The following is a 12523-nucleotide window of genomic DNA, read 5'->3' on the forward strand; positions in this document are numbered from 1 at the left end:
GTTCATTATGAAGATGTTGTGTAAAATAGTTGTTGATAAATAGTTTTGAATATGTAATTTTACGTTCAGTTGGCCTGACTTGCGATTTAGTAAGATAAGTAGCCTATTGTTAAAATTAGATTTAATGCTCTATGTTGAATACAACCATAACTATTAACGAACAAATTGTAAAAAAACACATTGCTGAAATTGAACCGACAGACCGGATTGTAAATTTGGGTGAAGTTCTGGAAATAGAAAGTGACGACTATGGATTCTCCTGTGTTATTTTTCGTTTAAACCAAAAACAGGTCGTTCGCTTTTTAAGCGATGAGGTATTGTGGTGTTATAAGTCTTAAGATTCTGTCGTTGATTATCAATAGTCTTCTTTGTAATAAGTTGCGATAATCGTCTTTTTTGTTTGTTTTCTGTGATTGTGCTCTTTGAATGGCATAATCATATGTTTGAATTTCATAAACTACTATGGTGATTAAAATCGTAGTTTTGCGGTGTTTATGAAAGAAAAAAATAGAGGTGTAGCAACCGTTTTGGCCTTTGCACTACTTCCGTTATCAGGTTTTGCAACAGATATCTATATTCCCTCTCTTCCAACTATGGCTGCTAAAATGCAGGTAAGTAGCATTGAGGTCCAACTTACTTTAAGTTTGTTTTTAATAAGTTATGGAATTTCTCAATTGTTTATTGGCAGTGTACTGGATAGTTTCGGGAGGTACCGGGTAAGCCTGGTTTCACTGGTTATTTTTGCTTTAGCAAGTATTGTTGTCGCAACAACACATCATATTTATTTAATTTATTTGATGAGAATTATTCATGGGCTAACAGTAGGGGCTATTGTTGTGGCTAAGCGGGCGTACTTTGTGGATTTGTTTACCGGCGATCAACTCAAGCATTATTTAAGCCTTTTCTCTATTATCTGGTCAACAGGTCCAATTGTAGCTCCTTTTATAGGAGGCTATTTACAGAATCTGTTTGGCTGGGAATCCAATTTCTATTTCCTTGCGGGACTCGCAGCTATATTTGCTGTGTTGGAATTGCTCTATAGCGGAGAAACACTGGTGCATTTTACGGAGTTTAACTTCAAAAAAATTGTAAATATTTATAGTACAATGATCACAACAGCCAGTTTTACTCTTGGCATTGTTATGCTGGGCCTTGCGTATTGTATGGTGATGATTTACAATATGACAGGTCCATTTATTATAGAACATCATCTCCATCTTTCACCGGTTATAGCAGGATATAGCTCTCTTGTGCTTGGTTTTGCCTGGATGGTTGGGGGTTTTATCGGCAAAGCCACCATCAACCGCCCATTTTTCAAACGACTTGTAGTAAATCTGGTGTTGCAGGTTATTTTTGTTTGTGCAATGATATTTAGCCTACAGTTTGTTACAAATTTGTTTTCACTGATATTTTTTGCTTTTATTATTCATATTGGAGCAGGATATACCTTTAATAATTACTTTACTTTTTGTCTTGGAAAGTTTCCAAAAAATGCAGGGATAGCAGGCGGCCTGACTGGTGGTATTACTTATGTTATTGTTTCTTTCTTAAGCTACGGAATTGTAAATATTGTTCCTGCTAAAGATGAAAGAAACCTAAGTTTAAGTTACCTGATCCTGATCCTGCTTTCTGTATTCATTATGCTGATAATTTTCAGGTTGAGGTCTAAATCTCTTCCTGAGACAGAACTCTCGTAGCAACTTTTCCTCTCAGTATAATTCCATGAAGTAACGGCTATTAAGTAAAAAAATAATCGATTATTGGCAAAATACTAAAACTGGAAGATATTGTTATCTTGCCTTTTTATTTAAGGAGAATGATTATAACCATACAATGCAAAGATCAGCTTGGTCTTGTTGCTGATATTTCCATGATTTTATCTCAAAATCAGCTGAATATTATTTCTATGCGCGAACATGTGGACAAGGTAGAATGCCGTTTTTTTATGCGATTGGAGGTGGATGGATATTCTGATGAAGTCTTACTGAAAAAGCAGCTGCTGGAGATTTTGCCTCCTGAGTCGGGCATACAGGTTAATCCTGCGCCAGACAAAAAGATTGTTGTTCTGGTTACCAAAGAGTATCATTGCCTGGCGGATATACTCATAAGAAACAGTTTTGGAACATTAGGTGCTTCAGTTCTATGTGTAATTGGGAATCATGACCTGTTGAAAGGGATCTGTGAACGTTTTGATATTCCTTTTTTCCTGGTTCCTTATACCAATGGCAAAGAGTGGGCCGAAGCAGAGACCATCCATAAAATTGCTTCATATCAACCAGATTATATTGTTTTAGCAAAATTCATGCGGGTCCTTTCACCCGGGTTCATCGCCCGTTTCAGGGATAAAATCATCAATATTCATCATTCTTTTTTACCCGCCTTTGCAGGTGCTAACCCATACAAGCAAGCTTTCGAAAGAGGGGTTAAACTTATTGGTGCAACAGCTCATTTTGTAACCAATGAATTGGATGAGGGCCCAATTATTGCTCAACAGATAGTTCCTGTAAATCACTCATTTACGGCACTCGATATGGTGAGGTCGGGGAAGGAAATTGAGACGGCAGTACTGGCGAAGGCTATGCGGCTTGTTTTTGATGATCGCGTCTTTGTTGTTCATAACAAAACGGTTGTCTTTGAACATTAGTGAGTAGCTCTGATTTTCATTGAATTGTAACTCTTTTATTCTTTTATTGCTATTTAAACAGATTAGACGCATATTTAATAAAGAATTAGCCATTATACTATGTTAGGAGAATTAATAGAAAAGGAATCAATAGAGGTAAGTGAGATTATACCAGCAGAACAAAATCACACAGAAGAATTAAGAGATAAACTAAACGGAGCACAACGACTTGGAAATGAGTTTAAGTCAAAAGCAGAAATTACATTTAACACTAAAGATGGTCCAAAGACCGTGAATACAACAGTTTGGTCAGTAACAGAGAAATATATTCAGCTCAAAAACGGAATTCATATTCCTTTAACGAGTTTGATTGATATAGATTTTTAAAATATTTGTAAAATTAAAGGGCATCGGTTAGATTGCCCTTTAATTTTATACATCTATTGTGCATTTTTCATTTCTTCCAATGCGTCTAATATACCGTCAGCTCCTGGATTAATGCCGTCAGGAGACAAATAGCTCCATTGAATGATTGCATGTTCGTCTATTACAAATAAAGCCCTGTGGCTTTCTCCTTCTTTTGCATCGTAAATCCCATATTTTTTGGACACTTCGCCTTTGGGTTCGAAATCTGCAAGTAAGGGAAAGTGAATTTTTCTTTCCTGAGCAAAAGCCATATGACACCATTTGCTATCCACCGAAATACCAAGGATTTCTGCATTATATTCATGAAATATTTTTAATGTGGCGCTATATAAGCTCATCTGATCGCTGCAAACAGGACTCCAGTCTGCAGGGTAAAAGGCTAAGATAAGGCGTTTCCCCCGAAAGTCAGCGAGGCTTAATTTTTGGTCGGGTGTTGCATAAAGGTCAAAATCCGGAGCAGAATCTCCTTTTTTCAGAATCATAATAATAGATTTCAAAGGTTAAAAGATAGGAAATGAAATATACATAAATTTTGAACAAGAAAATAATGACCAGGAATCTCATTAGAAATTATAGTTGTTCTCGCCAATATGATGATTGAACAAGTGAGGAATAGAAGCATTGTCGCCAAAACCTAGAAAGGGTAAATAACCAATCCATTCTTATAGCCGGCTATTTATTCGACCTTAAATTGTTTAAAAGGAGCGATGTACCACTACCTAAAATTGCACCTGAAGCCACATCAGTGGGATAATGAACACCGAGATACATTCTGGAATAGCCTACCGATCCAGCCCACAAAAAAGCTGGTGCAATGACATACCACTTAGGATAAGCCATGGATAATGCAGTGGCTGAAGCAAAAGTTGTAGAGGTATGACCAGAAGGAAAAGAAGAACTGGCAGGCCGGTAAACTGGTACTATATTGATGTTTTGGACAAAAGGACGTGGTCTTTTAACCAGTTGTTTTATAAGTAGTGTTAGTCCATAGGAAATTGCGGTGCTGCTGGCAACATATAAAGAGTTCTGTCTCATCTCTTTATTGTTTCCTATAACTCCACCAATCAATAAACCTGCAGGAATTCCAATTTCCCCATATTTGAAAGTATTGGAAAGAAACATCATGGTCTCTGTCTCTTCCGGACTGCGGTGATCTGCCAGATGGATCATGATTCGATCATCGATTTGCGGCGTTTTTATTTGTGCATTAGATATAAAAGAAATAAGGCTGAAACTGATTAAGCAAAAGGTTAGGTACTTGTTCTTTAATTTTAGCCGCATCATGATTGTTTTATGAATTACTGTTAAATATAACTACTCTTTTTTATTAAAAACGTAATAAAGAGTAGTCGACAGCCGTTTTTAGAGTGTGTCAGAATATCATTGAAATGTTAAATTTCTGTTAAATTTAATAGTGTAACTTGTACACTATGTAAAAGAGTTATATATTTGTGTCATTAATTCGTTGATCAGTCTTCTGATCAGATTTGAAATAGAGATAAAAATTCTGCCTCATTTAGAATGATTGTTATTAAATCATTTCATAAAAGGAGAATTCAAGAAAAACCCGTTCATACAGGTTTATATTTGGTTAGAATAGGGGAGTGTCTGGATGGAACAACCCTTTCTTTTTTTATAGCCAATTTTCTCTTTGTATTCTTCCTGCAATTTTCTGGGTATTTTTCTGAATTGATTGTCTTTATGCTGTTTAGCTTTGTTTTCTTTAGCTGGATTTCTGTTTTATGTTAGTCTTTATTTAGTATTTTCTGGTTTTATTTTGTTTTTTTTCTTCTTTTTTATGTTTTAGTTGGTTTTGCCTTGATTTTGAAAGGTTTTTAATGCTTTTGTTTTGTTTTTTATCCTGTTTTTTGGTAAAATTTATTGTTTTTATTGTGTTTTTTTAATTCCTGTTGCTATATTTGTGTTGTTGATCTGATGATCACGTCTAAAAAAAAGAAGAATTATGTTATCTGAGCTTTAAATATCTCAAAATTACTGAGATTTAAGTTTTAGAAAACTCTAAGAAAAACCCGTTCATACAGGTTTATATTTGGTTAGAATAGGGGAGTGTCTGGATGGAACAACCCTTTCTTTTTTTATAGCCAGCTTCAGTTAAATACCTAAGTTATCCTATGTTTTTCTAACTCTCCAGAGTTGACCTGATAAAATGATATGTAATTACATAATCGAGTGCTTGAATGCCTAAGGCTTTAACTCAGGGGCCTGATTTGTAATTGTACTCCTGCCTCTGACAGCACTTTTTTCGTGTCAATCATGGCTGTAGAGCGCATAGAACCAGCTACGCCCAGGTCTGCAACCCAGAATAAAATCCTGATGCTGATGGCATATTCTCCAAAGTCCTGAACAATAATTACCGGAGCAGGTGTCTGCAGAATATTTTCATTCAGTTTAAGCTTTTCTGCGATGAGATTTTTAGCCCAGTCCAGGTCGGTATCGTAAGGAACCCCAATCATAAATTCCACCCTTTTGCTGCGGTCCTGCATGGTCCAGTTGATGAGGTGTTGAGAAAGGAGATCTCCATTGGGAACAATGATATCTGCACCTTCTGCATTGTGAATTTTACTGGACCGTACCCCGATTTCTTTAACCATACCTGATTTATTGCCGATTTCAATCTGGTCACCAATCTGTATAGGCCGTTCAAAGGCAAGTATAACCCCCGAAACCAGGTTGTTTACAATGTTCTGCAAACCAAAACCAATACCTACCCCCAGTGCACCAAGCATAATGGATAACCTGTCGATAGGAATACCTGCGGCGGCTACAGCAATCAAAAAGCCAATTGTCCAGATAGCAAGCCGAACGAGCAGCATCATAGAATTCAGACTGTTCCGTTTGCCCCCGGCTGTGGCCTTTTCATGTCCAAAAAAGAAACTGATGAAACTTGAAATTAAGGAAGACACCCATATAATGCAGAAGAATATAGCAATACTGGCAAAGGTGAACTGATAACTGCCAATACTTCTTTGTGTATAAAAGAAAGACGATGATACTTTAACCAGGACATCATAAAGGGTTAGATTCCGGATAAATCCAATGGTCCATATAATGGAAGCAATAATCCATAAATTCCGTTGAAAACGATGCTGAAGTTCTTTGTAATTGATAAAATCAGAAAATCTACTGTCGTGATAAGCTTCTGTTTGCAGGTAAATGGCCTCCAATACCATGGTACAGAAAACCTTAAGTGAAATTCCAAGCATCAGACATTGAATGGCACTTACCCCAAATATTTTAGCCAGCGTCAATCGCCCTGTAAGGTTAAACAGAACGGATAAGGTCACCTGTGCCAATGTGAAAATAAGAAGTGCTTTGGTTGCCGGAGACTCTTCGATCTTTATAAAAAAAGCATTGTTGGAACGGATCATTTTGATGCAAATGACTATGAGCAGCACGCCTGCGAGGAATAAGCCCCAGCGTTCGCCAAATGCCGCATCCAGCAAAATATCGTCAATGGCATAGAAAACCCATAAGCAAACAAGACCAATCCATAAAGCTCCTGAACCTTTATTTAAAAAGGGCCAGATCAACACGCATATACATGCCAAACGAATGGCTTCAAGCGCATGTAATAAAGACATGGTTGGATTTCCAAAAAGAAGAGGTGCATAAGTGAAAAGTGCCATTAAAGACCCAATTAAAAAACTTCTTCTTAGAAAATTAATCTGCTCAAATACGCTTTTGGCATCTTCTTGTTTTTTTATCCTTCTCCTGTTGGACAGTAACCAGGAGGTAGTTAGAATAAATATTAACAAGGAAAGTGTCACAATATGCATTTTTCCCGCAAGATAAATGCTGATTATTTTCACTGAACGCTGAAATCCATTGGCGATAACCTCCACAAAACTCTGCTGGTACTGGCTGGTCCGTGCACTAAACAGGGGAGACTCCTCACGGGAAAACATATTGATCTTTTTAGAAATCGACAGATAGTTCATATCTGAAGAAAGATCGTTCAACTGGAGAAGATTAACCGATAAACGATTTCTCAACAGGTTTACCTTAGACAGCATCCTTCTCTGTAAAGTATCCAGTGATCTGCCTTCTGAAAGAAGATCACCCAGCTGCTCGTTTAATACTGAATCGGGTATAACGACATTTAGATCGGGATCAACCAATATTTTTTTTACTTCGATATTGCTCTTGGTGAGTTGTTCATTATACTCGGTGAGTAATGCTTTATAAGCACTAAGGTTATCTGCCTGTTCTTTTAAAAGAATAACTGCACTGTTCAAGCTCCGAAGATTCATTTTTCCGCCCTGTACGTCAAACTTAGTCTTGAATGCTTTTATCTTTTTTTCTATATCCGGCAGCGTGTTTTCTATTGCACTGAAATCAAAGCCCTTTTTGAGTTGAAAATTGTTTTTATCGACTGTAAATGTATAGTTCTCTACCTTGTTGACCAGCAATGGGATTTCCGTCTCCGTAACCACATGTTTTCGCTTCTTTTGAGCAAAAGAAGCATGGAAAGTGACCAGTAAACAAAGGGACAGCAAAGCTGTCCTGAGGTATATCTTACAATGAGTCTTTAAAGACATGATATGAAATAAATTAAATAGAATAACAGAAGCCGATAAGCAGTATTTGTGCCAAATTTTAAATGCGGTCATTTAAAGGAATATTTTAGCTAAAATATGCATACATATCGAGCTTTGCTGTTCTATTTTTTATTAAAAGAAAACCTTCTGGAAATACTAAATCCCCATCGGTATTGTCCTTTTAGCCAGGAGCTTGTCGTTTGTGGGATAAACTGCATTTCTTCAATGGCGGCAGCATTGGTGAAATTGAGGTGAAAAATATGGCCACCCGTTTCCATTTCCAGGCCAACACCCAGCGGGTTATAGAATTTAGTTTCATTAACACCCTCCAGATAGGCTTTATCCGCGCTGTTTCTAAAGGGAATAAAATAATCAACCACCACAGCCATTCTTTTGCTGATCTTTGCACGCGCACCTGCACCAAGTGCAAAAAGATCATTTTGATCCCTGAAAGCGGTTAGATTTCGGTGTATGTAACTAGGGGTCAGGGTAAAAGAAATCCCTTCCGTAAATTTCCTGGCAATGATCAGCTGACTGACGTAATTCATCCTGTCTTTAAAACTATGGTAAGCAGCTGCAGAAGCTGGGTCTTCACTTGCACTCACTGCTGCTATGGTATTGCTGCCAAATAAGGTAAGCGCAACCGGAATATAATCATCTGTAGTTTGTTCCAGCAGCCGGTATTTTATACTTCCTTCGTATAGCTGCTGTACATTGGTCGCACCCTTTGCCCGGGCAAGGCCAATACTCAGTCGATCGCTGATTCCATATTCAAAGCCGATGCGGATATCGGTCGAATTGTCCAGCCCAAAGAATTGCTTAATACCACCCTGACTTCCGGCAATATCTCCAAAACGATGATCAACTTTAAAATCCAGTTCATTTTTATAGATGGTTTCATTCGTATGTCCATTGATCAGTTTGGTCGATTTAAAGGTTGCACTGACTTTCTGGTGTCCGGGAGATGGGACGGTAGATAAAGCTTTTTCCAGATCATCCTGACCGAAGCTTGATAATGTAACTGTTGCAAACAAAGGGAGCAACAGGATTTTTAGATATAAAGGAGTTAATCTCATATGGTTTTAGGTTGATAAACAGCTGATACACGTACGTCTACCGATTCAGCTATGTTTTTAAATACGATGGAAGGAACTTTGATTTTGTAGTCTGCAATCTTTATCCGGAATACAGATTTAGCAGAAATGATCCCCTTGTCTATAACCAGGTTTACCTTACTTTGACAGGGTTTTATTACACCGTGGATATTTAAAGTTCCTTCTACAGATAGGCTGTAATTGCCATCTTTGCTAAAATCAACAGGATCGATGATCTTTCCTTTGAATTCTGAAAAAGGATAGGTGGTACTCTCCATGTAGTTTTCATTAAAGTGTTCCTGCATAAGTTTCTTTTTAAACTGAAAAGAGGTATTCATTACTTTAAAGATGATGTTGCCCGTTTTAAGATCGAGTGCGGAATTGGCTGTACTGCTTTTTCCTTCTATGTCTTCAACCACAGTGCTGGAAAAAAAAGAAACAGCGGCATTTTTGCTCACTACAATACTTTGTGCCTGTACCGACAGACCGGCAAAGGAGATCAGCAGGATAAAATAAATGGTTTTCATCGGTCAGATTATTTTAGATTGTTATTAAAGATTATTCTGGCATTCCCTGGTTAAACCAGCTCGTTAAAGACTGCAGTTCTGTGGCCGATAGACTTCCGCCCAATGGCATGGTTTTGCTGACCAATGCAGCTTGTTTAATGCGGTCTGAGTTTGCCACAACAGAAGCGTAACCCGTAAAACTAAAAATGGCTGCTGCCGAGCGGCCGGGTGCATGGCAGCCAGAACATTTATTTTGGAATAGTGCTTGTGCAAAGTTGCTGTAGGTAAGCCCTGCACCGGGATTTTCCGGTGCAGAAGGTAGATCTGGCTTAATCTCTGCCGCTTGTTTTTTAGAACAGCTCAATACAATCATATAGATGATTACAAGAACAAAAGTGATTACAGAATATTTAGACATGATGCTGATGAATTTAATTGGCTAATGCTGTTGTGTTTATGGTCATGATCGGCCATACGCCAGGAACAGGTACACTTACGCCTTTGGTATCACCACGCTTTGCATCAGAACCAAAATAATACAAGGGATGCCCTTTATAAGTCAACTGTTTCTTACCAACGGAGGTGATTTGAACGGTCATATCTTTAGCCAGTACCGAAGGGACATTTAAAACATCCGATTCATAAATTGGCCAGATTCCATTGTTGCTGAGGTCTGCTTTGGTATAGGTGTTCTTATTAAAGGTATCGGGTGTATAAGCGTATAGCGTTCTGCCGGCAGCATCTGTAAAATATTGAGTTGTACCCGTTCCTTCTTTAGCGCCGTCAAGGTAGTTTTTACCATCCAGACCAACCAGTTGATAGCTGGCCAGCATAATAGAATAATCAGGCTTGGCTACAAACCAGGTACCACCGGAACCATCGCCACCCACGTCACCTAGTTTGCTGTCTGCAGCATAATAATATAAAGGCCATCCTTTATAGGTTGTTTGCTTTTTTCCATCGGCGCGGGTAATGGTTTTTATATCCGTGGCTACAATTCCAGTTGGTGCAGTTTCGTTTCCGGCATAGTAAACAGGCCAGGCGACCTCACATCCTCCGCTGCAACCTGATGTTCCATTGGCATCAATAGAAAAGAAATACAGCGTCCTGCCTTTGGAGTCGGTCAGTATATTTCCAAATTTCGTATTGGAAGTCAGCTGAAGATCGGAATTTGCAGCCGGTGGATTTGTGGCCGGAGGATTACCATAAGGATCAGTTCCGTTAGGAGACATCCCGTCGCCTCCTTTAGAACATGACGATAAGAAAATCACCGAGGACAGGCCCAAAAGGACAAATGTTTTTGTTAAGTTCGTTTTCATAAATTCTATCAGTTAAATAATTGTTTTAGTACTACATAGATTACGGACTGGGTTTTATAAAGGTTGCCGGGTTTGTTTAAAATATTAATGTATTGTTTATCAGTATTTTATAAAAAATTGTTAAATTTATTCTAAAGGTTGGCAACCTTTAGTACGCAGGCCTCGTATTGGGTTAAATGGCTCGGGTTAAAAACTTAAAGTATATCATATAGGTGCAGAGAATTATCAACGGTTGTATCCGAAGGGAAAGATCCAGTCAGTATGTGCTCTATAAAGAATTTTACAGTTATTGCATGGCAATATGCAGGCGGTATATCATGAACGATTATGATGCTGCCGACGTGTTGAATGATGGCTTTATGAAGGTATTTACACATATTGATAAATACGATGCATCTAAACCCTTCAAGTCCTGGATAGGGAAAATTATTACGAACACGGCTATAGATCATTACCGCGCTAACCTGAAATTTGCAGATCACGAGGATGTGAATGAATATGAGGGAGTTGGTTATGAGGCTGTGGTCTATGATCAGCTTGCTTACAAGGATTTGCTGGTGTTGATCCAGGGATTGTCCCCAGCTTATCGGACTGTATTTAATTTATACGCGATAGATGGTTATTCTCATGAGGAAATAGCCGAAATTCTAAAAATATCAATAGGGACTTCAAAATCCAATTTATTTAAAGCGAGGCAAAAACTACAGGAAAAGCTTGCTGTCCTCAATCAAAATCATGAAATGCTAATCAAAAAAACAGATACTGATGGAAGACAATAATCATATAGATCAGTTCTTTAAACGTGGACTTAGTGATCCCGATATTCCATTTAATGAAATGGATTGGGAGAAAATGGAGCGTAAACTTGATCTGCAGGAAAAGAGGAGAGGAATTCCATTATGGCTCTTTACTGCTTCAGGCATTGCAGCAACAGTACTGATTTTTATATTCTGGTTTTTCTCAGGACCACAACATACAGATAAAAAAAGTAAGGAGAATACTGCAGCAGTAGAGCAGACACCGAAACCTTCGGTACAAAAAAACATCAATCAGGATACAATACAATCCGTAGTTGCAGTTAACGAAGCAAAAAAAGAAAAACAGCTTCCTTCAAAAAAAGCAATTCTACCAATTTATGTTTCCGATACAATTGCGCCAGGAAATGAAAAGCATCAAGCTCCGATTCAGACCGTAACTTCTATTGCTGAAAGCTCCAAAGAAAAAAAAGATAGCATTGGCCCAAAACAAAAGGCAATTGCCTCCATAAAAAACAAAAAAGTGGCAAACGATGGAGAATGGGAAGAGGTTCAGAGAAGTGTGAGAAAGAAAATGGAAGCCGGGCTTGGACAAAACAACGGACTTGTTTTAAGTCTGATGGCAGCACCCGACGTTTCCACCGCAAAACAAAATATGTCTTCTAAACTGAGTTCTAATGTCGGTCTGTTGGCAACCTATAGCCTGACAAAAAAAATCAGCTTTACCTCAGGTGCAATATATTCCAGAAAACTATATAATTCTGGCGGTACTGCACCCTCTGGAAATGGATATGCCACTCCAGGAACGGCATGGCAGGTAGATGCAGATTGTAATGTACTGGATATTCCGATCAATGCAAATTACAAGGTGTATAACAAGAAGAAACTTTCTGTTAGTGTCAATGCCGGACTTTCAAGCTATTTTATGCTAAAAGAGAAATATCAGTTTATCACCGGAAATGCAGGACCAAATCAGAAGATATCTAATTTAGAAATTAACAATCAGAACCAGCATTTATTTGGCATTGCCAATGTATCGGTGAGCTTTGACCGGGAAGTTAGCCGGGGGGTTAGTATTGGCGTAGCGCCTTTTATGAAGTTACCGCTTACGGGAATTGGCTATGGCGATGCAAGTCTTAAATCCATGGGTGTATCCTTTTCTTTGAATATTGGTTTGTTTGGAGGAAAAAAAGAGGAAAAAGCAACCTATTCCTATCAACAAAATAATAAATGATAGTTAA

General features: G+C 38.1%; 13 protein-coding genes. 6 read left to right on the plus strand and 7 right to left on the minus strand.

The window, feature by feature from the left end; all coding sequences use genetic code 11:
- Window positions 1-131 precede the first annotated feature (131 nt).
- From R2S08_RS02140 to R2S08_RS02155, 4 genes are all read left to right on the plus strand, one after another.
- Complete coding sequence (locus tag R2S08_RS02140) at window positions 132-338, plus strand: hypothetical protein (RefSeq protein ID WP_316833658.1); 207 nt, start codon at window positions 132-134, stop codon at window positions 336-338.
- A gap of 156 nt (window positions 339-494) precedes the next feature.
- Window positions 495-1697: an MFS transporter gene (locus tag R2S08_RS02145; protein WP_316833659.1), complete on the plus strand. Its 1203-nt coding sequence runs from the start codon at window positions 495-497 to the stop codon at window positions 1695-1697.
- A 119-nt stretch (window positions 1698-1816) separates the two neighbouring features.
- Window positions 1817-2644, plus strand: coding sequence for a formyltetrahydrofolate deformylase (gene purU / locus R2S08_RS02150; RefSeq protein WP_316833660.1), 828 nt, complete (start codon window positions 1817-1819; stop codon window positions 2642-2644).
- A gap of 99 nt (window positions 2645-2743) precedes the next feature.
- Window positions 2744-3010 (plus strand): hypothetical protein, encoded by a 267-nt coding sequence (locus R2S08_RS02155; RefSeq protein ID WP_108551438.1) that lies wholly within the window; start codon window positions 2744-2746, stop codon window positions 3008-3010.
- 53 nt (window positions 3011-3063) lie between these two features.
- Here R2S08_RS02155 and R2S08_RS02160 read toward each other — a convergent pair whose 3' ends face one another.
- The 7 genes from R2S08_RS02160 to R2S08_RS02190 form a co-directional block, all read right to left on the minus strand.
- Complete coding sequence (locus R2S08_RS02160) at window positions 3064-3531, minus strand: redoxin domain-containing protein (RefSeq protein WP_316833661.1); 468 nt, start codon at window positions 3529-3531, stop codon at window positions 3064-3066.
- Window positions 3532-3721: 190 nt separating this feature from the next.
- Window positions 3722-4333 carry a phosphatase PAP2 family protein gene (locus R2S08_RS02165; RefSeq protein ID WP_316833662.1) on the minus strand — a complete coding sequence of 204 codons (612 nt, stop codon included), beginning with the start codon at window positions 4331-4333 and terminating at the stop codon, window positions 3722-3724.
- Window positions 4334-5259: 926 nt separating this feature from the next.
- Window positions 5260-7608 (minus strand): mechanosensitive ion channel family protein, encoded by a 2349-nt coding sequence (locus tag R2S08_RS02170; protein ID WP_316833663.1) that lies wholly within the window; start codon window positions 7606-7608, stop codon window positions 5260-5262.
- A gap of 122 nt (window positions 7609-7730) precedes the next feature.
- A complete protein-coding gene (locus tag R2S08_RS02175; RefSeq protein WP_316833664.1) occupies window positions 7731-8684 on the minus strand; it encodes a DUF5777 family beta-barrel protein in 954 nt (317 codons plus the stop codon).
- Window positions 8681-9229: a YceI family protein gene (locus R2S08_RS02180; RefSeq protein ID WP_316833665.1), complete on the minus strand. Its 549-nt coding sequence runs from the start codon at window positions 9227-9229 to the stop codon at window positions 8681-8683. The genes R2S08_RS02175 and R2S08_RS02180 overlap by 4 nt, the downstream gene beginning before the upstream one ends.
- A gap of 31 nt (window positions 9230-9260) precedes the next feature.
- A complete protein-coding gene (locus R2S08_RS02185) occupies window positions 9261-9626 on the minus strand; it encodes a hypothetical protein (protein WP_316833666.1) in 366 nt (121 codons plus the stop codon).
- Between the two features lie 13 nt (window positions 9627-9639).
- Window positions 9640-10527, minus strand: a complete 888-nt coding sequence (locus tag R2S08_RS02190; RefSeq protein ID WP_316833667.1) for a hypothetical protein — start codon at window positions 10525-10527, stop codon at window positions 9640-9642.
- 263 nt (window positions 10528-10790) lie between these two features.
- Here R2S08_RS02190 and R2S08_RS02195 point away from each other — a divergent pair, with 263 nt between their 5' ends.
- Both R2S08_RS02195 and R2S08_RS02200 read left to right on the plus strand, forming a co-directional pair.
- A complete protein-coding gene (locus R2S08_RS02195; protein ID WP_316833749.1) occupies window positions 10791-11306 on the plus strand; it encodes a sigma-70 family RNA polymerase sigma factor in 516 nt (171 codons plus the stop codon).
- Window positions 11293-12516 (plus strand): outer membrane beta-barrel protein, encoded by a 1224-nt coding sequence (locus R2S08_RS02200; RefSeq protein ID WP_316833668.1) that lies wholly within the window; start codon window positions 11293-11295, stop codon window positions 12514-12516. The genes R2S08_RS02195 and R2S08_RS02200 overlap by 14 nt, the downstream gene beginning before the upstream one ends.
- Window positions 12517-12523: the final 7 nt, after the last annotated feature.

It is taken from the genome of Pedobacter nutrimenti, assembly GCF_032678445.1.
Classification (GTDB): Bacteria; Bacteroidota; Bacteroidia; order Sphingobacteriales; family Sphingobacteriaceae; genus Pedobacter; species Pedobacter nutrimenti_A.

What these genes read in the sequence shown, in the direction of transcription:
- R2S08_RS02185 (WP_316833666.1), bottom strand. Translation starts at nt 9,626, where the DNA reads ATGTCTAAATATTCTGTAATCACTTTTGTTCTTGTAATCATCTATATG.
- R2S08_RS02165 (WP_316833662.1), bottom strand. Translation starts at nt 4,333, where the DNA reads ATGATGCGGCTAAAATTAAAGAACAAGTACCTAACCTTTTGCTTAATC.
- purU (WP_316833660.1), top strand. Translation starts at nt 1,817, where the DNA reads ATGATTATAACCATACAATGCAAAGATCAGCTTGGTCTTGTTGCTGAT.
- R2S08_RS02170 (WP_316833663.1), bottom strand. Translation starts at nt 7,608, where the DNA reads ATGTCTTTAAAGACTCATTGTAAGATATACCTCAGGACAGCTTTGCTG.
- R2S08_RS02180 (WP_316833665.1), bottom strand. Translation starts at nt 9,229, where the DNA reads ATGAAAACCATTTATTTTATCCTGCTGATCTCCTTTGCCGGTCTGTCG.
- R2S08_RS02155 (WP_108551438.1), top strand. Translation starts at nt 2,744, where the DNA reads ATGTTAGGAGAATTAATAGAAAAGGAATCAATAGAGGTAAGTGAGATT.
- R2S08_RS02175 (WP_316833664.1), bottom strand. Translation starts at nt 8,684, where the DNA reads ATGAGATTAACTCCTTTATATCTAAAAATCCTGTTGCTCCCTTTGTTT.
- R2S08_RS02145 (WP_316833659.1), top strand. Translation starts at nt 495, where the DNA reads ATGAAAGAAAAAAATAGAGGTGTAGCAACCGTTTTGGCCTTTGCACTA.
- R2S08_RS02190 (WP_316833667.1), bottom strand. Translation starts at nt 10,527, where the DNA reads ATGAAAACGAACTTAACAAAAACATTTGTCCTTTTGGGCCTGTCCTCG.
- R2S08_RS02140 (WP_316833658.1), top strand. Translation starts at nt 132, where the DNA reads ATGTTGAATACAACCATAACTATTAACGAACAAATTGTAAAAAAACAC.
- R2S08_RS02200 (WP_316833668.1), top strand. Translation starts at nt 11,293, where the DNA reads ATGGAAGACAATAATCATATAGATCAGTTCTTTAAACGTGGACTTAGT.
- R2S08_RS02160 (WP_316833661.1), bottom strand. Translation starts at nt 3,531, where the DNA reads ATGATTCTGAAAAAAGGAGATTCTGCTCCGGATTTTGACCTTTATGCA.